Source organism: Polynucleobacter sp. MG-6-Vaara-E2 (assembly GCF_018687695.1).
In the GTDB taxonomy this organism is placed as follows: domain Bacteria; phylum Pseudomonadota; class Gammaproteobacteria; order Burkholderiales; family Burkholderiaceae; genus Polynucleobacter.
The window spans coordinates 779,518-798,392 of sequence record NZ_CP061303.1; the positions used below are offsets into that span (position 1 = coordinate 779,518).

The 18,875-nt window shown below is 45.7% G+C and carries 23 protein-coding genes; 22 read left to right on the plus strand and 1 reads right to left on the minus strand.

Annotation, left to right across the window (positions count from 1 at the left end; all coding sequences use genetic code 11):
* Window positions 1–6 precede the first annotated feature (6 nt).
* Genes asd through ICV38_RS04165 form a run of 14 tightly spaced genes read left to right on the plus strand, consistent with a single transcriptional unit; the run spans window position 7 to window position 13,950 of the window.
* Window positions 7–1,161 (plus strand): aspartate-semialdehyde dehydrogenase, encoded by a 1,155-nt coding sequence (asd, locus tag ICV38_RS04100; RefSeq protein ID WP_215382468.1) that lies wholly within the window; start codon window positions 7–9, stop codon window positions 1,159–1,161.
* Complete coding sequence (locus ICV38_RS04105; protein ID WP_251368232.1) at window positions 1,154–2,572, plus strand: FimV/HubP family polar landmark protein; 1,419 nt, start codon at window positions 1,154–1,156, stop codon at window positions 2,570–2,572. The genes asd and ICV38_RS04105 overlap by 8 nt, the downstream gene beginning before the upstream one ends.
* 9 nt (window positions 2,573–2,581) lie before the next feature.
* Window positions 2,582–3,412, plus strand: a complete 831-nt coding sequence (truA, locus tag ICV38_RS04110; protein ID WP_215382469.1) for a tRNA pseudouridine(38-40) synthase TruA — start codon at window positions 2,582–2,584, stop codon at window positions 3,410–3,412.
* 27 nt (window positions 3,413–3,439) lie between these two features.
* Window positions 3,440–4,117: a phosphoribosylanthranilate isomerase gene (locus ICV38_RS04115; RefSeq protein WP_215382470.1), complete on the plus strand. Its 678-nt coding sequence runs from the start codon at window positions 3,440–3,442 to the stop codon at window positions 4,115–4,117.
* Between the two features lie 30 nt (window positions 4,118–4,147).
* Window positions 4,148–5,341 carry a tryptophan synthase subunit beta gene (trpB, locus tag ICV38_RS04120; protein WP_215382471.1) on the plus strand — a complete coding sequence of 398 codons (1,194 nt, stop codon included), beginning with the start codon at window positions 4,148–4,150 and terminating at the stop codon, window positions 5,339–5,341.
* A 36-nt stretch (window positions 5,342–5,377) separates the two neighbouring features.
* Window positions 5,378–6,175: a tryptophan synthase subunit alpha gene (gene trpA, locus ICV38_RS04125; protein ID WP_215382472.1), complete on the plus strand. Its 798-nt coding sequence runs from the start codon at window positions 5,378–5,380 to the stop codon at window positions 6,173–6,175.
* Between the two features lie 5 nt (window positions 6,176–6,180).
* On the plus strand, window positions 6,181–7,068 hold the full coding sequence (gene accD, locus ICV38_RS04130) for an acetyl-CoA carboxylase, carboxyltransferase subunit beta (protein WP_215382473.1): 888 nt from the start codon (window positions 6,181–6,183) through the stop codon (window positions 7,066–7,068).
* Window positions 7,069–7,072: 4 nt separating this feature from the next.
* Entirely contained in the window at window positions 7,073–8,398 is a 1,326-nt protein-coding gene (gene folC, locus ICV38_RS04135; protein ID WP_215382474.1) for a bifunctional tetrahydrofolate synthase/dihydrofolate synthase, read from the plus strand.
* A 3-nt stretch (window positions 8,399–8,401) separates the two neighbouring features.
* Entirely contained in the window at window positions 8,402–9,205 is an 804-nt protein-coding gene (locus ICV38_RS04140; RefSeq protein ID WP_215382475.1) for an SPOR domain-containing protein, read from the plus strand.
* Entirely contained in the window at window positions 9,205–9,771 is a 567-nt protein-coding gene (locus tag ICV38_RS04145; RefSeq protein WP_215382476.1) for a CvpA family protein, read from the plus strand. Before ICV38_RS04140 ends, ICV38_RS04145 begins: the two co-directional genes overlap by 1 nt.
* A 4-nt stretch (window positions 9,772–9,775) precedes the next feature.
* Window positions 9,776–11,314: an amidophosphoribosyltransferase gene (purF, locus tag ICV38_RS04150; RefSeq protein ID WP_215382477.1), complete on the plus strand. Its 1,539-nt coding sequence runs from the start codon at window positions 9,776–9,778 to the stop codon at window positions 11,312–11,314.
* A 60-nt stretch (window positions 11,315–11,374) separates the two neighbouring features.
* Window positions 11,375–12,583: an O-succinylhomoserine sulfhydrylase gene (locus ICV38_RS04155; protein ID WP_215382478.1), complete on the plus strand. Its 1,209-nt coding sequence runs from the start codon at window positions 11,375–11,377 to the stop codon at window positions 12,581–12,583.
* Window positions 12,567–13,223 carry a bifunctional 2-polyprenyl-6-hydroxyphenol methylase/3-demethylubiquinol 3-O-methyltransferase UbiG gene (locus tag ICV38_RS04160; protein WP_251368233.1) on the plus strand — a complete coding sequence of 219 codons (657 nt, stop codon included), beginning with the start codon at window positions 12,567–12,569 and terminating at the stop codon, window positions 13,221–13,223. Before ICV38_RS04155 ends, ICV38_RS04160 begins: the two co-directional genes overlap by 17 nt.
* 10 nt (window positions 13,224–13,233) lie before the next feature.
* Window positions 13,234–13,950 carry a Crp/Fnr family transcriptional regulator gene (locus ICV38_RS04165; protein WP_215382479.1) on the plus strand — a complete coding sequence of 239 codons (717 nt, stop codon included), beginning with the start codon at window positions 13,234–13,236 and terminating at the stop codon, window positions 13,948–13,950.
* Window positions 13,951–14,019: 69 nt separating this feature from the next.
* On the opposite strand, the gene ICV38_RS04170 is transcribed toward ICV38_RS04165, so the two are convergent.
* Complete coding sequence (locus ICV38_RS04170; protein WP_215382480.1) at window positions 14,020–14,328, minus strand: high-potential iron-sulfur protein; 309 nt, start codon at window positions 14,326–14,328, stop codon at window positions 14,020–14,022.
* A gap of 191 nt (window positions 14,329–14,519) precedes the next feature.
* On the opposite strand from ICV38_RS04170, the gene ICV38_RS04175 reads away from it, so the two are divergent.
* From ICV38_RS04175 to ICV38_RS04210, 8 genes are all read left to right on the plus strand, one after another.
* Window positions 14,520–15,104 (plus strand): rhodanese-like domain-containing protein, encoded by a 585-nt coding sequence (locus ICV38_RS04175; RefSeq protein WP_215382481.1) that lies wholly within the window; start codon window positions 14,520–14,522, stop codon window positions 15,102–15,104.
* 224 nt (window positions 15,105–15,328) lie between these two features.
* Window positions 15,329–15,817, plus strand: a complete 489-nt coding sequence (locus ICV38_RS04180) for a YeeE/YedE thiosulfate transporter family protein (RefSeq protein ID WP_251368235.1) — start codon at window positions 15,329–15,331, stop codon at window positions 15,815–15,817.
* 1 nt (window position 15,818) lies between these two features.
* On the plus strand, window positions 15,819–16,385 hold the full coding sequence (locus ICV38_RS04185) for a YeeE/YedE thiosulfate transporter family protein (RefSeq protein WP_215382483.1): 567 nt from the start codon (window positions 15,819–15,821) through the stop codon (window positions 16,383–16,385).
* Between the two features lie 18 nt (window positions 16,386–16,403).
* The gene (locus tag ICV38_RS04190) at window positions 16,404–16,637 is read left to right on the plus strand and encodes a hypothetical protein (protein WP_215321932.1); all 234 of its coding nucleotides are present in this window, start codon (window positions 16,404–16,406) and stop codon (window positions 16,635–16,637) included.
* Between the two features lie 12 nt (window positions 16,638–16,649).
* On the plus strand, window positions 16,650–17,276 hold the full coding sequence (locus ICV38_RS04195) for a hypothetical protein (RefSeq protein ID WP_215309815.1): 627 nt from the start codon (window positions 16,650–16,652) through the stop codon (window positions 17,274–17,276).
* A 10-nt stretch (window positions 17,277–17,286) separates the two neighbouring features.
* Window positions 17,287–18,264 carry a sulfurtransferase gene (locus ICV38_RS04200; RefSeq protein WP_215382484.1) on the plus strand — a complete coding sequence of 326 codons (978 nt, stop codon included), beginning with the start codon at window positions 17,287–17,289 and terminating at the stop codon, window positions 18,262–18,264.
* 13 nt (window positions 18,265–18,277) lie between these two features.
* Window positions 18,278–18,595 (plus strand): metalloregulator ArsR/SmtB family transcription factor, encoded by a 318-nt coding sequence (locus tag ICV38_RS04205; RefSeq protein WP_215382485.1) that lies wholly within the window; start codon window positions 18,278–18,280, stop codon window positions 18,593–18,595.
* Window positions 18,596–18,612: 17 nt separating this feature from the next.
* On the plus strand, window positions 18,613–18,831 hold the full coding sequence (locus ICV38_RS04210; RefSeq protein WP_215349389.1) for a DUF2892 domain-containing protein: 219 nt from the start codon (window positions 18,613–18,615) through the stop codon (window positions 18,829–18,831).
* Window positions 18,832–18,875 lie beyond the last annotated feature (44 nt).

Below are 18,875 nucleotides of genomic sequence, written 5' to 3' on the forward strand. Positions count from 1 at the left end.
TAAATCATGGCAAATACACAGACACCATTGGTAGGTTTAGTTGGCTGGCGAGGTATGGTTGGTAGCGTTCTGATGGAACGCATGCTGGCTGAGAAGGACTTTGATCTCATCGAACCGATTTTCTTTAGCACTAGCCAAGCGGGCGGTGAAGTTCCTCTGCTCAACGGCCAGAAGGTGACTAAGAGCGAAAGCACATTGCAAGACGCTAATGACATTAAGGCATTGTCCCGTTGCGACATTATTTTGACTTGCCAGGGTGGCGACTACACCAATGAGATATTCCCTAAGCTACGTGCAGCGGGTTGGACTGGACATTGGATTGATGCTGCTAGCGCATTGCGCATGAAAGATGACGCCGTATTGATTCTGGATCCAGTCAATCGTTCGGTGATTGATAAAGCCTTAGCTGCTGGCGGCAAAAACTGGATTGGTAGTAACTGCACAGTCAGCTTGATGATGATGGCAATGGGTGGTCTAGTAAAGGCTGACATGGTTGAGTGGATTAGCGCCATGACCTATCAAGCCGCCTCTGGTGCTGGCGCTCAAAATATGCGTGAGCTCCTCCTGCAGATGGGCGCATTGCGTGACAGCGTAGCGACAGAATTGGCAGACCCATCTTCATGGATCTTGGATATCGATCGCAAAGTGACTGAGACATTGCGTTCTGCTGATTTTCCGAAGAAGAATTTCCGTAACACCGCCTTGGCTGGTAGCTTGATTCCCTGGATTGATGTACCAGTTGAAAATGGTCAAACGAAAGAAGAGTGGAAAGGTGGCGCTGAGTTCAACAAGATCTTGGGTCGTCCTGCATTCCGTACGCCTGGCAGCATTCCAATTGATGGATTATGCGTTCGCGTTGGTGCAATGCGTTGTCACTCGCAAGGTTTGACAGTTAAGCTTAAGAAAGATATTCCCCTCAAAGAAATCGAAACTATCTTGGCAAATGACAATCAGTGGGTCAAAGTAGTACCCAATGATCGTGAAACCACTGAGCGAGATTTATCGCCGGCAGCGGTGAGTGGTACCTTGACAGTACCGATTGGCCGTTTGCATAAGCTAGCTATGGGCCCTGAGTACCTTGGCGCATTTACAGTTGGCGACCAGTTGTTATGGGGTGCTGCTGAGCCATTGCGTCGCATGCTCAGGATCCTACTTGAGTAATAATGTCAGTATGATGCGCACCGCCTGGTTTAATTTAATCAAAATACTATGCTTGATAGCAATTAGTTGGGCGACTGCGTCTTGGGCATTTACCTTAGGCGGTCCACAAGTACAGTCTTTGGCTGGTGAGCCGCTAAGAGTAGAAATTCCCATTCGAGTTGATGCAGCTGATCAGTCACTTTTATCAAGCCTAACTGTTGATATGCCCAACAGAGCCGCGTACGAACGTCTCGGTATTTCCCAGCGAATCATTGATTTAAATCCCCAGGCGATGATCTATCGCAATCGTCAAGAAGAGTTGATGGTTCTGATTGAAACGGTGAACCCTGTTCCTGTTGCTGAAGAGCCATTTATTAATTTATTGCTTAACCTCACTTGGTCAAATGGAAGCCTATTTAAAGTATTTACCTTTCTATTGGCTGACCCTCAAAAATTATTAGTGAAGTCTGGGCAAACCCTCTCAGAGATTGCTTTAAATATCCTGCCCCAGCTAGAAGGGGCTACTTTAGATCAGGCGATGATTGCATTATTTAAGGCCAATCCAGACGCATTTGCTAGTGGAAATATTAATTTGTTGTCTGCTGGTGCAGAGTTAAGCAAGCCAAGTCAGGCTATGTTGCGCTCCATTAGTCCTGCTGATGCTAGTCAGTTGGTATTTGAGGCTAACCAGCAGTGGCTTTCTGAGCACGGGTCCTCTACTAAGACTGAGTCCAAGTCCGGACAGGATGCTGCTAAGACTGAAGGCGAAGCCCCGAAAGATACGCTAAAGATTGACGCAAGCGTAGAGGTTAAGGATCTTGGAAAACAATACACAGAACAGCTTGTTGCTGAAGAAAAAGAGTTAGAGCAAACCAGGTCTCGTATTGCTACTTTAGAAAAAAATATTGCCGAGTTGCAACGTTTAATTGACCAATCCAACGGTAATGAGAAGACTGAGCAACCCAAAAAATTTAACTTTCCTGTACGGGCTATCGTCATTTCGCTGGCCATTGTATTTGCCGGATTATTGCTTTGGGGCTTGGTGCGCTATGCCCGTAAACCTGGGCTTAGTGAATTCCTTGCCCCTCATCAACCGATTACTAACGTTAAGGATTCTCCAAAAGCACAACCTAGCTCTGACTACGATATGCCTGAGCGTGCAAAAGCGCTGTTCTCTGGGCTTAATCTAGACTTGAGTCCTGCACCTAAAAAAGATGAGGGTGATTCGCCTGCAAGCGCTATTGATTCAGGTCCTTTATCCGATACCTTGCGAGTTAAGCTTAATTTAGCTCGAGCCTATATCACCATTGAAGATTTTTCAGCGGCCAAGAAATCTATAGAAGAAGTTTTGGTTTTGAGCAATAAGGTGGACCCAGCAATCACCATTGAAGCTCAGGGCTTGCTAGCGGAGCTCTCGAATCGTAGTTCCTAGGATTTAGTAATGCGATTGGTGCTCGGTCTTCAATACGACGGCAGTCCCTATGCTGGCTGGCAAGTTCAGCATCATCAAACCACCGTTCAAGGCGAGTTAGAAAAAGCGATTACTTCGTTTGTGGGTCCTGATGCTTGTATTGCTAGTCCAATTCACACTATTACCGCTGGCAGAACGGATGCTGGCGTCCACGCTCTAGGTCAGGTCATTCATTTTGATACTCATGTAGAGCGTGAGGAGTTTTCGTGGGTGAGGGGAGTGAATTCTTTTTTGCCGGGTTCGATTGTTGTGAACTGGGCAAAAGTTGTGCCCGAAGAATTCAGTGCACGCTTCTCAGCGTTTGAGCGCACTTATATTTATGCCTTGCATGCAGGACCATGTCGCTCGCCAATGATGAATGAACGTGCTGGTTACGTTCTACTTCCTCCCAATCAATGGTTTGATGTTGATGCTATGAGGCAGGCAGCGCAGTGCCTTATTGGTGAGCATGATTTCTCTTCATTTCGATCGTCTGAATGCCAGAGCAAAACGCCAGTGAAAACAATGTATGCGATTGACATTATTTCGGATGAGCCATGGCTGTATTTTCGTATCAGAGGCAATGCGTTTTTGCATCACATGGTCCGCAATCTGGTCGGTTGTTTTTTGCAGATTGGCCGTGGAAGACAAGATCCAGAGTGGATGGCGCAATTATTGGCGGCAAAGGATCGCAAGCTTGCTGCACCAACATTTATGCCTGATGGGCTATATTTAGCCAAAATCGCCTATCCAGACGAATTTGCTATTCCAGCACCTTGGTTGGCCAACTCCTGGCTACCCAGAGGGATCACTCAGACCTAGGCGGATATATGGCCTTATCATTCATTTATGGGCTTACTGACACACTCTCCCGGTCGTACTAGGGTCAAAATCTGCGGTTTACGGACTTCTGGCGACATTGATGCTGCTGTTGCAGCGGGGGTAGATGCGGTCGGTTTTGTCTTTTATCCACCTAGCGTACGTGCCGTTAGCCCCAATATCGCTGCCCAGCTCATTTCTAGGTTACCAGCGGGGGTTGATGTAGTTGGATTGGTTGTAAATGCCACAGATGCGGAATTTGCCGCTATTCGTGCTGCTGCATCGATCACTTTGTGGCAGTTTCACGGGGACGAGACCCCTGAAAGGTGCGCTCAATTAGCTCAAGGCGAGCCATGGATGAAGGCGGCACGTGTAGGTACGGGCTTCGCTTTTGACGATTTTTCCCTACAATATAGGGATGCAAACGCTTTCCTGCTCGATGCCCTTGTTGAAGGCTACGGTGGCGGGGGCGTTCCTTTTGATTGGCAAGGAATTCCACAGGTATGGGTAAGCGAAAACGCGCCTCAGGTCGTTTTGAGTGGTGGATTGAACACGCACAACGTGGGCGAGGCGATTGCGCGCCTGCATCCTTGCGCGGTAGACGTCAGTAGTGGCGTAGAAAGCAGCAGGGGCGTTAAAGATCCTGCGCTCATGGCTCAATTTGTTCAAGCAGTGCGCGCGGCTGATGCTAAAACATCAACCCAATAATTTGCTGTAAATAAATCAAAAGAGGTAGCTATGTACGACAAGCCAGATGCACGAGGACACTTCGGTCCTTACGGCGGCGTGTTTGTTTCTGAGACGTTGATGTATGCATTGGAAGAGCTCAAAGAAGCCTATGCAAAATATCAACATGATCCAGAGTTCATTGAAGAGTTTCATTACGAACTCAAACATTTCGTAGGTCGTCCATCACCGGTTTATCACGCCAAACGCTGGAGCGAAATGCTAGGTGGCGCGCAGATCTACCTCAAGCGTGAAGACCTTAATCACACTGGCGCACACAAGATTAATAACGTGATTGGCCAAGCAATGTTGGCTAAACGCATGGGTAAGCCACGCATCATTGCTGAAACAGGGGCTGGACAGCACGGGGTTGCTACGGCAACTATTTGTGCACGCTTTGGTTTGGACTGTACGGTTTATCAAGGTTCTGTGGATGTGGCTCGTCAAGCACAAAATGTATTTCGGATGAAGTTACTTGGCGCCAAAGTTGTTCCAGTTGAGTCTGGCACCAAAACCTTAAAAGACGCACTTAATGAAGCGATGCGCGATTGGGTTACTAACGTCGACAATACTTTTTACATTATCGGTACAGTTGCAGGGCCTCACCCTTATCCCATGATGGTGCGTGATTTCCAAAGCGTGATTGGTGAAGAGTGCAAAGTACAAATGCCAGAGATGACAGGTCGTCAACCTGACTACGTATTAGCATGTGTTGGTGGTGGCTCAAATGCAATGGGTATTTTCTACCCCTACATCGATTACCCAGAAGTGCAATTGGTTGGTGTGGAGGCTGCTGGCCATGGTCTTGGAAGTGGTTTGCATTCTGCGGCACTGTGTGTGGGTAAACCAGGGGTATTGCATGGCAATCGTACATACCTCTTGCAAGATGAAAATGGCCAGATCTCTGAGACACATTCTGTTTCTGCTGGAATGGACTATCCAGGTGTTGGTCCTGAGCATGCCTGGTTAAAAGATTCTGGTCGCGCTGACTATGTTGCTATTACTGATGAAGAGGCTTTGAAGGCGTTCCATGATTGTTGCCAGATTGAGGGCATCATTCCAGCATTAGAGTCATCTCATGCTATTGCCTATGCTTGCAAGCTAGCCAAGACTTTGCCTAAAGACAAAACCATCTTGGTCAATCTTTCAGGTCGTGGTGATAAGGACATGCACACTGTTGCCCAAGCAACGGGGTCTGAAGGCTAAGCAATAAAAAAGAATAACAAGAATAGAAAAAATAGCATGTCCAAAATTACGGCACTCTTTACAGAATTAAAAGCAACTGGCAAAAAAGGGTTGATTCCTTTTATTACTGCAGGCGACCCTGATCCTAAAATGACGGTTGAGTTGATGCATGCATTGGTGCGTGGCGGCTCAAGTGTGATCGAGTTGGGGGTACCGTTCTCAGATCCGATGGCTGATGGTCCTGTGATTCAAAGGTCGTCAGAGCGTGCATTGACACATGGTGTGACTTTGCACTCTTGTTTAGAGATGGTTCAAGAGTTTCGTAAAAACGATTCAACCACTCCTGTAGTGTTGATGGGTTATGCCAATCCTGTAGAGCAAATGGGTGCGGAGCGTTTTGCAACCGAAGCAAAAGCAGCGGGAGTGGATGGTGTTTTAGTGGTTGATTACCCGCCGGAGGAGTGCGTTGACTTTGCGGCACGTATGCGTGTTGCTGGAATTGATCCGATTTTTTTATTGGCGCCAACTTCATCACCTGAGCGTATAAAAGAGGCTGCCAAAATAGCTTCTGGTTACATTTACTACGTTTCTATGCGAGGCGTAACCGGGGCATCCCATCTCAATACTCAGGACGTGGCTAGCATCATCCCTAAAATCCGCGAGGAGACTGATATACCGATCGCGGTAGGCTTTGGTATTAGCGATGCGGTTAGTGCCAAGGCGGTCTCCCATAGCGCAGATGCAGTAGTTATCGGTAGCCGGATCATTCGCCTTTTAGAGGATGCGCCCCCAGGGCAGGCAGTACAATCGTTGGAAACCTTTATTCGTGAGATTCGCGACGCATTGGATAGCTAAAACTGATGAGCTGGATTGATAAATTACTCCCACCCCAAATTCAACATACTGATCCTGCAAATCGCAAATCAGTTCCTGAAGGATTGTGGGTAAAGTGCCCAAGTTGTGAAACGGTTCTGTATAGCGCCGATATTGAAGCAAACCTTTCGGTTTGTCCAAAATGCAGTCATCACATGCGCATCGGTGCGCGCCAACGTTTAGATAATTTGCTTGATGCAAAGGGCCGCCATGAAATTGGTGCTGATATTTACCCAACCGATCCGCTGAAATTTAAAGATTCCAAAAAATACCCAGATCGCATTAAGGAAGCAAATGACGCTTCTGGTGAAACCGAAGCCCTCGTCGTGATGGGTGGAAAAATTGAAACTATTCCAGTTGTTGCTGCCTGTTTTGAATTTCAATACATGGGTGGCTCAATGGGCTCTGTCGTGGGTGAGCGTTTTGCACGTGGCGTACAAGAGGCGATTGATAAGAAATGCGCCTTCATCTGCGTAACCGCTACTGGTGGCGCGAGGATGCAAGAAAGCTTGCTTTCCTTGTTTCAGATGGCCAAAACCAATTCCATGTTGACCTTGCTCTCTAAAAAAGGTTTGCCTTATATCAGCGTTTTAACTGACCCAACCATGGGCGGTATCTCAGCGAGCTTTGCCTTTATGGGTGATGTGGTGATGGCTGAGCCAAAAGCCTTGATTGGATTTGCAGGACCACGTGTGATTGAGCAAACTGTGCGTGAAAAATTGCCTGAAGGTTTTCAGCGTTCAGAGTTCTTGATGCAAAAAGGTGGCATCGATATGATCGTTGATCGCCGTCAGATGCGTGGAGAGATTGCACGCTTATTAGCGTTGCTACAAAAACTTCCAGAGCCTGCGATCGCGGGTAGCTCGGCCGTTTAAGCGCTTGAGCACAGCACACCAAGCCCCAATTCTATTTACCAGCCTAGAGGCTTGGCTTAGCCACCTCGAAACGGCTCACCCAGTCGGTATCGATATGGGTCTTGATCGCATCAATCGCGTTAAAGCTGCGCTAGATCTTCAGTTTGATTGTCCTGTCATTACGGTTGCTGGTACCAACGGTAAAGGTTCTACCTGCGCCTTTCTTGAAAGCATTTTGCTAGCCTCTGGATATCGCGTTGGCTGTCACACTTCGCCACATTTACTGAGCTTTAATGAACGTGCTCGCGTCAATGGAGAAGAAGTAAAAGACGCGCTCTTGCTAGAACATTTTGCCGCGGTAGAGCATGCTCGGGTTAGTTTGGTTGATGCGCCAACACTGACGTATTTTGAGTTCACTACTTTGGCCATCATGCATTTATTTGCTAAATCCAATTTAGATGCAGTGGTGCTTGAAGTTGGGATGGGTGGTCGTTTAGATGCTGTCAATATTGTTGATGCGGATTGCGCCATTGTGACCAGCATTGATATTGATCATGCAGATTACTTGGGCGGAACGCGTGAAGCGATTGCTTTAGAGAAGGCGGGCATCTTCCGTCCTGGGCACATAGCGGTTTGTGGCGATCCTGTACCACCGCAGTCTTTAATCGATTACGCAGAAAAATTAGATTGCGACCTCTGGTTGCAAGGCAGGGACTATAACTTTCAAGGTGATAAACAGCAGTGGGGTTGGGCAGGGCGCAATAAGCGCTTTAGTGGACTTGGTTATCCCGCATTGCGCGGCGCGAATCAAATTCTGAATGCCTCTGCGGTGATTGCAGCTTTGATGGCTTTGCATCAACGCTTGCCCGTGAGTGCCCAAGACATTCGTAATGGTTTTGCTTTAGTGGAATTACCTGGTCGTTTTCAGGTGTTACCTGGTCAGCCTACCGTGGTACTCGATGTGGCGCATAACCCTCATGCTGCCGCTACTTTGGCTCAAGGTTTGGACAAAATGGGTTATCACCCTTACACCTATGCCATTTTTGGGGCTATGGCTGATAAGGATATCGAGGGAGTCATTAAGCCCTTGCTCAATATTGTTGATTTTTGGTTTTGCACGGATTTGCCGACCCCAAGAGCAGCTTTGGCCAAGGATTTGGCACAGAGGCTAGAGGCAATGGGGGTGAAGTCTAAAAATGGGGCTGATGGCGGTATCGAAATCTTTGAAAACCCTGCTTTAGCGTATCAAAAAGCGCTATCTGTGGCTGGTGAGGGTGATAGAATTATCATCTTCGGATCCTTCTATACCGTTGCCGGCGTAATGGCTTATCGAAACAACCAGGCGCATTGATCCATGATTCGTTTACCGAGCTTTTTTAAGCGAAAAACACAGGCTGATGACCTTGAATTCGGTTCAGGAGGCCGTCGTTCCACTAAACGGGCTGCCCCTCGTAGCTTCCAACGTGCTGCCGAGGCTGAAGAGCTTGCCCTCACTGAAGATCCAGAACAACAACGTGCTCGTCATCGTCTTATTGGTGCTGCAGTATTAGTTCTCATTGCTGTAGTAGGTCTGCCACGGATTCTTGATAGTAGGCCAAAGACTGCACCTAACGATATTGCAGTCAACATCATGACTAGCCTACCAATTCCTAGTGCTGAAACCAAGCCTGAAGTAAAGCCAGAAGAAAAGCCAAAAACTGAAGCAGTTGTTGTGGCTCCTAAAACTGCTCTGCCATCACCCGATATCAAATCAGATTCAAAGCCTGATGTGAAATCAAGCGCATCTGCGCCCGCACCCACTAAAGCCCCTGGCTTAGGTCTAGCTGCAGGCGAAGAAGTGGTTGCCACTTCAGCAACTACAAAACCATCGACTGATGTTGCTAATGCGAACGCAAACAATACTGCTGCTGATGCATCTACAAAATACTTTATTCAGGTTGGCGCTTATGCGTCTGAGAGTAATTTAAAAGATATTTATGCAAAACTCAAAGGGCAAAAGCTTGCTTATATCGTTTTAAATAAAACTACTAGTGATGGAGCGAAATTGTCTGTTGTTCGAGTTGGTCCATATGCAGAAAAAGATACCGCTCTGGCTGCTGAGAAAAAAGTGAAAGCAGTCAACCTCCCCACAAAACTAGTCACTATTGGTAAGCAGTAATGGAATACTTATCCACCTTAAAGCTAACATCGGTGGATTACTTCACCCTGGTAGTACTTTTAGTGTCAGCCTTGGTTGGTATTTCTCGTGGCTTATTTAAAGAAGTGCTCGCGCTTGCCTCTTGGTTTGTCGCTGCCTGGGTTGCATATCATTACAGCAACTATCTCTCCACTGAGTGGCTCTCAACATTCCACCTCGATGAGTTACTCAGCCTAGGTTTGAGTTGGTTAATTTTGTTTGTGTTGACGCTAGTCATCTGTGGATTATTTGGCGGAGTAGTGCAAAAGATTATTTTGTCTGCGGGTTTAAGTTTGACTGACCGTTTTCTGGGTTTGGTTTTTGGTTTGATACGCGGTGGCTTAATTGTGGTGGTGCTTGCTACCTTAGCCGCTTTAACTCCTATCCCGCAGAGCGTGGCTTGGAAAAATGCAATTACTAGACCGGCGATTGATGTTGCTACTGGATTTATCAAAGGTTGGTTGCCAACCGATTGGGCAAAGCAAATGAGTGATGCTATGCCTAAAGTTACCCCAACCATTGCTCCTAAATTAACAATAGGAATCTAGAGATATGTGCGGCGTTGTCGGAACTGTTTCCCACTCACCAGTAAATCAACTTCTCTATGATGCGTTGCTGCTATTGCAACACCGCGGCCAAGATGCCGCTGGTATCGCAACGATGAATGGCAATTCATTCACAATGCATAAAGCAAATGGTTTAGTTCGCGACGTATTTAGAACGCGTAATATGCGTAGCTTGGTTGGTAACGCAGGTATCGGTCAGGTACGTTATCCAACTGCTGGATCAGCTAGCAGTGAAGAAGAAGCACAACCGTTCTATGTAAGTGCACCTTATGGCATTATTTTGGCTCACAACGGCAATCTCACAAACGCACCGAGCTTACGTGTTGAGATGGCTTATCGTGACCGTCGTCACATCAATACTAGCTCTGATACTGAAGTATTGCTGAACGTTCTAGCTGACGAACTCCAAAAAGAAACCAATAGCGCTGCCCTTGATGAGGGCGCAATGTTTAATGCGGTTACTGGTGTGGCAAGTCGGGTTAAAGGTTCATACGCGGTGGTCTCTTTGATTGCTGGCTATGGTTTATTGGCATTCCGCGACCCCTTTGGTATTCGTCCTTTGTGTATTGGTCGTATTGATACACCGCAAGGCCCTGAATGGATGGTTGCTTCAGAGTCTGTTGCGCTAGAAGGTCTCGGTTTTACTTTTGTGCGTGACGTTAATCCTGGCGAAGCAATCTATATTGACTTAGACGGTAACTTTTATGCGCGTCAATGCGTACCCAACGCAGTTCTAACGCCTTGTATATTTGAGTATGTCTATATGGCTCGTCCAGATTCCACAATTGATGGTGTCACGGTTTATAACGTGCGCATGCGCATGGGTGATTATTTGGCAGAGAAGATTCGCAAGGAAACGAATGTCGCTGAGATCGATGTGGTCATGCCAATACCGGACTCTAGTCGTCCTGCAGCTATGCAGGTGGCCAAAAAATTGGGTGTCGATTACCGTGAAGGCTTCTTTAAGAACCGTTACATCGGTCGTACCTTCATCATGCCTGGTCAAGCAGTACGTAAGAAGTCAGTTCGTCAAAAGCTCAACGCGATGCGTATTGAATTTAAAGATAAAACGGTTTTGATCGTTGACGACTCTATTGTGCGCGGCACTACCTCATTTGAGATTGTGCAGATGGCACGTGAGTCTGGTGCAAAGAAAGTGATCTTTGCTTCTGCAGCGCCTCCTGTGCGATTCCCGAATGTATACGGCATTGATATGCCAACCCGCAGCGAGTTAGTTGCCTATGGCCGTACCGATGAAGAAATCAATAAGATGATTGGTGCAGATCAACTCATCTATCAAAACGTTGAAGATATGAAGCAGGCGGTGCGGGATATCAATCCAGGTATTAAGAACTTTGAAGCCTCTTGTTTTGATGGCAATTACATTACCGGTGATATCAATGATTCGTATTTAGATGCACTGGAAGCGCAACGCAATTCCTCTGCGGCTAAGGCTGATCGCCAACGAGATTCCAGCGACTTTGCACGCTCTCAGCTCCATCTCCATTTAGCTACCGAAGACTAAAAAGCGACAGGAATTTGCCTCTTAGGAGGCAAATCTGTAATTCGGTGTCAAAATAGCTGTATGAAGAGCAAAACTACCCGTAAAAAACCTGATTTTTCCAAGCTTGCGCTAGAGACCTTAGCGGTCCGCGCTGGCACACGTCGCACCGCTGAATATCAAGAACATTCAGAGGCGATGTTTCTAACTTCAAGTTTTTGTTTTGATAGCGCTGAGTTAGCTGCCGATGGATTTGCTCACGCCGACCAAGGTTTTATCTACTCACGCTTTACCAATCCAACAGTGAGCATGTTCCAGGATCGCTTGGCAGCATTGGAGGGTGGAGAAGCCTGTATTGCCACTGCTTCTGGTATGTCGGCGATTTTGACAATGGCAATGGCGCATTTGCAAGCTGGTGATCATGTCATTTGCTCGCGTTCAGTATTTGGTGCCACGATTCAGTTGTTCACCAATATTCTTGGCCGCTTTGGAATTACGACGACCTATGTTGACTTGGCTGATGTCAAGTCATGGCAGGCTGCTGTTCAGCCTAATACCAAGCTGTTCTACTTAGAAACACCATCTAATCCATTAACCGAGATTGCGGATATTAAAGCAATTGCGAAGATTGCCAAGAAAGCAGGCGCTTTATTTGCAGTCGACAACTGCTTTTGCACCCCAGCCCTACAAAAGCCATTGGCTTTGGGTGCTGACGTTGTCATACATTCAGCAACAAAGTATTTAGATGGCCAAGGTAGGGTAGTTGGAGGCGCAATTGTGGGTAGCAATGACTTTGTCATGGGCAAAGTATTTCCATACGTTCGTACTGCTGGGCCAACTCTCTCTGCCTTTAATGCCTGGGTATTTTTAAAGGGACTGGAGACGCTTGAGCTTCGTATGAAGCAACAAAGTCAGAATGCACTTGCCTTGGCTCAGTGGCTAGAGAAACAGCCTGGCGTTGAACGTGTTTATCATCCTGGCTTGAAATCTCATCCTCAGCACGCATTAGCAATGCGTCAGCAAAAAGAGGGCGGAGCAATTTTGTCTTTCACCTTAAAGGGTGGCAAGAAGGCTGCATTCAAACTCATTAATCAAACCAAGCTATGCTCAATTACTGCAAACTTGGGTGACACTCGCACAACCATTACGCACCCTGCAACAACGACTCATTGCCGTGTAAGTCCTGAGGCTCGCAAAGCTGCAGGCATCTCTGATGGCTTAGTGCGCATTGCGGTTGGCCTTGAGAATATCAACGACCTTAAGGCTGATTTAGTTGGTGGACTCAAAAAGTAATCAAATACATCAAGACAAGCCCATGGGTTTTGCGGATGCTACTCAGTTTTGGAATGAACGCTTTGATAAAGATGAGTTTATTTTCGGAAAAGAGCCTAACGAATATCTGGTCGAGAAGACCCATCAATATCTCAAGCCAAATGACAAAGTTCTTTGTATAGCTGACGGAGAAGGTCGTAATGGAGTTTGGCTGGCTAAGCAAGGTATGCGAGTAGTTGGCTTTGATGCATCGAACATTGCACTGGCAAAAGCAAAACAGTTCGCTAAGGATAATCAAGTCGAGGTCGAGTATTCGTTCTCGGATACTGATAGTTATGCTTGGCCCGAAAATACTTATGATGCAGTGATTGGGATCTTCATACAGTTCGCAGATCCAGCAATGCGCACCAGAATATTTCAGCAATCATATAAGGCGACTAAGCCAGGCGGACTCTTTATCCTGCAGGGCTATACTCCTAAGCAGCTCGAATACAAAACTGGTGGTCCATCTTTAATTGAGCATCTGTACACAGAAGAGTTGATTAGGGATCTTGCTAAAGAGTTTCAGATTCTAGAGCTCGTTAGCTACGAGAAAGAGCTTTCTGAAGGCCCAAGACATACCGGCATGTCCGCAATATTAGGCTTGGTTTGTAAAAAATGAGTAGTTTCGTATGAAGACTATCGAAATTAAAAGTGCATGGCAGGGCAATAGCGATTGCAATGCATGCTCTATTCGCAGTTCTGCGCTTTTTGCTGAATTGAATGAAGAAGATTTTTCTAAGATTCATTCACCAATCGATGATTTACGATACGAGGCAAATTCAGGTATTTACGCACAGGGGGATTCTGCAGAACATTTGTATACCTTACGCGAAGGCTATATCAAGTTGCTGCATATCAATTCCGACGGCTCAAGCAGAATAGTGCGGCTTGTCATGCCTGGTGATTTATTTGGTATGGAGGCTCTGTTGGGTGAGAGTTATGCGCATTCTGCTGCAGCTTTATCCAATATTCACCTGTGCCGCATTCCAAAAGCGATTATTTCCAGCTTGGGTGAAGAGTCCCCACGCTTACATCGTCAAATTGTAAAAAAATGGGGTGAAGCACTGGCTCAGTCTGAGTCTTGGTTTTCAGAGATCAATACCGGAAGAATCGAAGTGCGTCTAGCCCGATTTTTCTTGCGAATTGCTAAGATCTCAGGTGATATGGCAGTTGCGCCACTCTTTAAGAGAGAGGATATGGGCTTAATGATGGACGTGAAGTTTGAAACTATCAGTAGAGCTCTTGCTTCAATGGCGGAGCAGGGCTTAATTTCCAATATCGGAAAGTTAAGCATTCAAATTCCGAGTATAAAAAAGCTTGAAAGCTTTTCACAAGCTGGTGTTTAAAAATTAAAAAGACTGCCTTGGCAGTCTTTTTAATGATCGAAACAATTCGACTAAAACCTGATTGCTAGCTTAAGCTTTCTTAGCATAAGCAGAGCACCAACCTTTACCTGCAACCTTCTTTGTTCCAAATAATGAACAGCCACCAGTTGCATCGCCTGCTTTGCCTTGGAACAATGCACAGTTATCGCATTCTTGGCCGGCAGCGTATTTTGCATACTTAGCTTTATCGACTGTAGTTGCATTAGCCTTGTAACCAAGAGCAGCAGCTTGTGGATCTGATTCAGCAACCATTGCTTGAGCTTGAACTTTACCGTTCAATGCAAGGGTGCAAGCACCAGCAGCAGACAAAATCATAAATTGGCGACGACTATTTTTCATAAGAGTTCCAGTGTTTGGGTAAATAAAAAGTCTAAATAACTAGCTATACGGCATATTAAAGGGGATAACTCCACCATCAATAGGGGTTTCTCAGTATTAAGTTTAACCAGACTTGGGCTCACACTAACCAAATATGCATAAATGCGTATAGAAGCATTTAAAACAGGTGTTTATCCAAATTAAGGGGTTTTATGAAAAAGTTTCTCTCTCTTGGCCTGATGTTGTTTTCAGGTCTCGCCGCAGCGCAAACCAGTGCGTCAGCAAATCCAGAGCTGCTACAAATTATTGATAAGTCCACCAACTTCGTGGTTAAAACAGCCAAAGGTCCAGTTGAGATCACACGCGTAATGACACCTTGTGCGAAAAATAAAGGTTGGCTACAGCCTTTAATTCCAATTAAGGGTGTTGTGCCGGTTGATGAAATTGATGTTCTTAACGCATTAAATGATAAGGATTCGCTAGTTGTTGATATGCGAGTGGTTGATGATCGCGTTAAAGGCACTATCCCTGGCTCTATCGGTATTCCTTACACTGAAGTGGCCATGCGCATGGATGAATTAGGTTGCAAAAAGCCAGCGACTGGTTCAACTAAATGGGACTGCTCTAAGGCGAAGAAGGTTTATGCCTTTTGTAACGGCCCTGTTTGCCCACAAAGTCCTATGGCGATGGCTGCTATGACTCGCGATGGTTTTCCTGCAACCAAGATTTATTACTACCGTGGCGGCATGCTTGATTGGGATGCATTGGGTCTAACCACCATTAAAGGCGAGTTTTAAACTAAGCTTTATTGATATTGATGAGAACAGGGGGCCTAGGCCCCCTTTTTTATTGCCCTCAAGCTGAATTTCATGATGTAGATCAAATATTTCATGCTATTAGGTTTGAATGTCTTGACATTGCATTCAGATAATATAGTATATAAATATATATATTATTAAATATTTAAATGAAATGAGAAAATATGGTTAACAAGGTAGAACAGGTTAAACCGGCGCCGTATATGAACCCACTTTTAGCGGGAATCCTTCTCGGAATGGTTTTGTTAGCCACTTTTGTAGTTACTGGCCATGGGCTGGGAGCTACAGGCTTTACGACACGCTTAACAGCGTGGGTTGGAATGTATGTTGCACCTTTAGTAACAAATACAAATGAATACCTGGGCGGGATGGTTGAAGAGGGCAAGCCATTAAATGCATGGATTACTTGGCAAGTCATTGGCGTAGCTCTTGGGGCGCTTACTTCTGCATTTTTTGCGAGCAGAATTCAATTCAAGATGGACGGAGCAAAGTTTTTAGGTGGATCTAAGCGTCCATGGACAGCTCTTTTTGGTGGCGTGCTTGCGGGTTTTGGTGCAAGGATTGCGGCTGGCTGTACTAGTGGCCTCGGTTTATCCGGTGCAGCAGTACTAAGCCTGGCAGGCTTTACCTTCCTGGGAACATTCTTTGCGGTAGGCTTATTGACAAGCCGTTTCTTGAAAGAGGAGAAATAAGATGAGTGAAATTCTCTCAGGGCTTCTATTGGGTGGCGCTTTTGGCTATGTCTTGGAACGCGCCGGATTCGGTAATCCTAATAAGTTGACTGGCCAATTTCGTCTAACAGATTGGTCTGTGTTTAAGGTGATGTTCACCGCCATTGTATTTGCTGCTGTTGGCCTTTTAATTTTGGAGCAGGTGGGTTTTGTAGATGCTGGTAATTTATTTGTACCACCTGCATTTTTAGGCGCCGCTGCTCTTGGTGGAGCATTTGTTGGTGCAGGCTTTGCAATTGGTGGATATTGCCCTGGAACCTCAGTCGTCGGTTTGATGTCTGGACGCATTGATGCGGCCATATTTTTGCTTGGCTTATTGTTAGGGACCGTATTGTTTGCTGGCATCTATCCAAGCATCGAGTTCTTGACGACTTTGGGTGAATATGCAAAAGCAGATTCATTGCCTGACGCATTCCACATATCGGGTATATCAATCGATGTTGGCTTGATTATTGCGGCCGTCGGAGTATTTATCTTGGGCTCTTGGATGGAGAAGAAGTCCAAAGGCCCGGTTAGTTCCCAGGTTTAATCAATTAAAAGGAAAGTTATGTCTAAGAAATCAACAGTAGCTGCGTTGGCAATGGCTTTAGCTGGTTTGGCGGCTGCGCCATTGGCACATTCAGCAGATGCCCCTGCTAATCCATCAGGCGCAGAGCAGAAGAACCCCTGCGGTCCTAAAAAAGAGTCGGCAAATCCATGCGGCCCTGCAAAGAAAAAAGCAGCTAACCCATGTGGTCCTGCAAATCCTTGCGGCCCTAAAAAGCGTAAAGCTGCAGAGTAATTAAATATATATATGCTTACTCAATCTAATCTCTGGTTGGCCGCACAAGCGCTAGCAAATATTCAGATGCGATATGCCGAAACCGGGCGCACCTTGAATGAAGCTGCTTTATGTGGCGCCAAGGATTTTATTGAGTGGCAGCACTATCCAAGTAATGATCTTGTGGATGAGCATAGTGGTTATGAGTTCTACTACCATGCGCATTCTGCAAATGAAATGCCTAATGGTGAGCATGGCCATTTTCATGTAATTAAACGTGATGCAAATATCTTTCATCATCTTATTGGCATTTCTTTAGACCAGAAGGGTTTGCCAGTTCGCTTATTTACCACTAACCAGTGGGTTACCGGCGAAGAGATGGCTAATTCGGACATTGTCATCAAACTCACTAAAGAGTTTCAAGTGACCACAAAAGGTCGTATGGCTCCAGTAAGCAATTGGATTAGCGCTTTAATTCAATTATTTGCTGTAGAGATTGAGGGTTTGCTTTTAGAGCGAGATCATAAGATTACTCGACTAGTGGAAGAGCAGGGCAATCGTGAGCTGGTATTGAACTCAAAAAAGCATCATGTTTTAACAGAATGCAAGATTGATTTGATGGGTCGTCTTTCAGACAATTTGTTAGTTGTAAATTCATAAGGGAGTAGAGATGAAAAAAATTCAATGGCTTTTAGCATTTGCCCTAACCGGCTTGGTGAGCCTAGTTCAGGCAATTACCTTGCCTGGTCCAGTAGTCAGTGCCGATTGGTTGTCCAATAATCTATCTGATGTTCAGGTAATTGAAGTAAGAACGGATTTAGCAAGCTACATCAGAAACCCTGAATTTGATACCGACAAAAAGACTGGTAAGAAATTCCTAGTAGAGGTTGGTGGCCATATTGCTAATTCCACTCTCCTAGATTTTAAGAAGGTGCGTGTAGAGCGTCTGGTAGATGGAAAAAAGATTAAGTTTCTGATTCCAGAAAAAGCAGATTTTGATAAGTTGGTTCAATCTTTAGGCATCAACTCTGATAAGCCGATTGTGCTCGTGCCTATTGGACAGGATATGTCCGATATCGACGAGGCATTAAGAACTTATTGGTCATTCAAGGTGTATGGCGAAGATCAAGTAGCTGTATTAGATGGCGGAATTGCTGGTTGGCTTGGTGAGGGACGTGAATACGTAACTACCAATACTCAAAAGGCAACTGGTAATTGGTCTGCGAAAGCATATCGCAAAGAATTAATCGCTAGTTCAGATGATGTAGCTGCTGCATCTAAAGCAGGTAAGCCGCAATTATTGGATGCGCGTCAGCCTGCTCAATACTTAGGCCTTGCAAAACGTCCGGATGTGCTGACCTTTGGTCATATTGCGGGCTCGAAAGAGTTAGCGCCTGAATTATTAGCAAAGCCAAGCAATGGCGCATTGTATTTCTGGCAAAAGAATACTTACGATGCGTTGATATCAGCCAATGGTTTAAGTGTTAAAGGGCCAACAATTGCCTATTGCAATACTGGCCACTTAGCGGCTGGTGGTTGGTTTGTTATGTCAGAGCTGGTAGGCAATAAATCTACTAAGTTATACGATGGCTCTTTGTATCTTTGGACACTTGAAGGTCGTCCATTGGTTGGTGTGCCGCTGAATTAAGAGAAAGTCCTCTATGCCTGTAATTAAAGCAAACATCAATCTTAAGAAGATGCAGTCATCAGCAGATGATGCTTGTCGCTTGATGAAAGTTCTCGCCAATAGAGATCGAATGATGTTGTTGTGTCAAATAAGTCAGGGTGAAATGTGCGTTGGTGAGCTTGAGGAATGTCTTGATATTCATCAGCCTACCTTATCCCAGCAACTCACCGTTCTTAGAAATGAAGAGCTGGTCCAAACCAGAAGAGATGGTAAGCAAATCTATTATTCGCTTTCTAATCGGATTGCTTTGGAAGTGATGAATGTGCTTTATCAAAATTACTGCAGTAAATAACCAAAAGGGGTCTTAATATGAAATGCAATGTCGGTGGTGTTGATCGTATGTTACGTATGGTGGTTGGCTTAGTGTTAATTGGTCTAGCCGTAACCGGAACTGTTGGTGTATGGGGTTGGATTGGTGTTGTACCTCTCGCAACGGGCCTATTTAGATTCTGCCCAGCGTACCCACTCCTAGGAATCAATACTTGCGGTACTGATTCTTCATGTGGCGGCGGCGGTTGCTGTAAATAAGTTGACTATATAAAAAAGGGCAACTGAGTTTGCCCTTTTTTATA

What these genes read in the sequence shown, in the direction of transcription:
- ICV38_RS04115 (WP_215382470.1), top strand. Translation starts at nt 3,440, where the DNA reads ATGGGCTTACTGACACACTCTCCCGGTCGTACTAGGGTCAAAATCTGC.
- ICV38_RS04200 (WP_215382484.1), top strand. Translation starts at nt 17,287, where the DNA reads ATGAAAAAAATTCAATGGCTTTTAGCATTTGCCCTAACCGGCTTGGTG.
- accD (WP_215382473.1), top strand. Translation starts at nt 6,181, where the DNA reads ATGAGCTGGATTGATAAATTACTCCCACCCCAAATTCAACATACTGAT.
- trpB (WP_215382471.1), top strand. Translation starts at nt 4,148, where the DNA reads ATGTACGACAAGCCAGATGCACGAGGACACTTCGGTCCTTACGGCGGC.
- ICV38_RS04210 (WP_215349389.1), top strand. Translation starts at nt 18,613, where the DNA reads ATGAAATGCAATGTCGGTGGTGTTGATCGTATGTTACGTATGGTGGTT.
- ICV38_RS04205 (WP_215382485.1), top strand. Translation starts at nt 18,278, where the DNA reads ATGCCTGTAATTAAAGCAAACATCAATCTTAAGAAGATGCAGTCATCA.
- trpA (WP_215382472.1), top strand. Translation starts at nt 5,378, where the DNA reads ATGTCCAAAATTACGGCACTCTTTACAGAATTAAAAGCAACTGGCAAA.
- ICV38_RS04190 (WP_215321932.1), top strand. Translation starts at nt 16,404, where the DNA reads ATGTCTAAGAAATCAACAGTAGCTGCGTTGGCAATGGCTTTAGCTGGT.
- ICV38_RS04165 (WP_215382479.1), top strand. Translation starts at nt 13,234, where the DNA reads ATGAAGACTATCGAAATTAAAAGTGCATGGCAGGGCAATAGCGATTGC.
- ICV38_RS04195 (WP_215309815.1), top strand. Translation starts at nt 16,650, where the DNA reads ATGCTTACTCAATCTAATCTCTGGTTGGCCGCACAAGCGCTAGCAAAT.
- ICV38_RS04155 (WP_215382478.1), top strand. Translation starts at nt 11,375, where the DNA reads ATGAAGAGCAAAACTACCCGTAAAAAACCTGATTTTTCCAAGCTTGCG.
- ICV38_RS04145 (WP_215382476.1), top strand. Translation starts at nt 9,205, where the DNA reads ATGGAATACTTATCCACCTTAAAGCTAACATCGGTGGATTACTTCACC.
- ICV38_RS04140 (WP_215382475.1), top strand. Translation starts at nt 8,402, where the DNA reads ATGATTCGTTTACCGAGCTTTTTTAAGCGAAAAACACAGGCTGATGAC.
- purF (WP_215382477.1), top strand. Translation starts at nt 9,776, where the DNA reads ATGTGCGGCGTTGTCGGAACTGTTTCCCACTCACCAGTAAATCAACTT.
- ICV38_RS04170 (WP_215382480.1), bottom strand. Translation starts at nt 14,328, where the DNA reads ATGAAAAATAGTCGTCGCCAATTTATGATTTTGTCTGCTGCTGGTGCT.
- ICV38_RS04185 (WP_215382483.1), top strand. Translation starts at nt 15,819, where the DNA reads ATGAGTGAAATTCTCTCAGGGCTTCTATTGGGTGGCGCTTTTGGCTAT.
- ICV38_RS04175 (WP_215382481.1), top strand. Translation starts at nt 14,520, where the DNA reads ATGAAAAAGTTTCTCTCTCTTGGCCTGATGTTGTTTTCAGGTCTCGCC.
- truA (WP_215382469.1), top strand. Translation starts at nt 2,582, where the DNA reads ATGCGATTGGTGCTCGGTCTTCAATACGACGGCAGTCCCTATGCTGGC.
- asd (WP_215382468.1), top strand. Translation starts at nt 7, where the DNA reads ATGGCAAATACACAGACACCATTGGTAGGTTTAGTTGGCTGGCGAGGT.
- ICV38_RS04180 (WP_251368235.1), top strand. Translation starts at nt 15,329, where the DNA reads ATGAACCCACTTTTAGCGGGAATCCTTCTCGGAATGGTTTTGTTAGCC.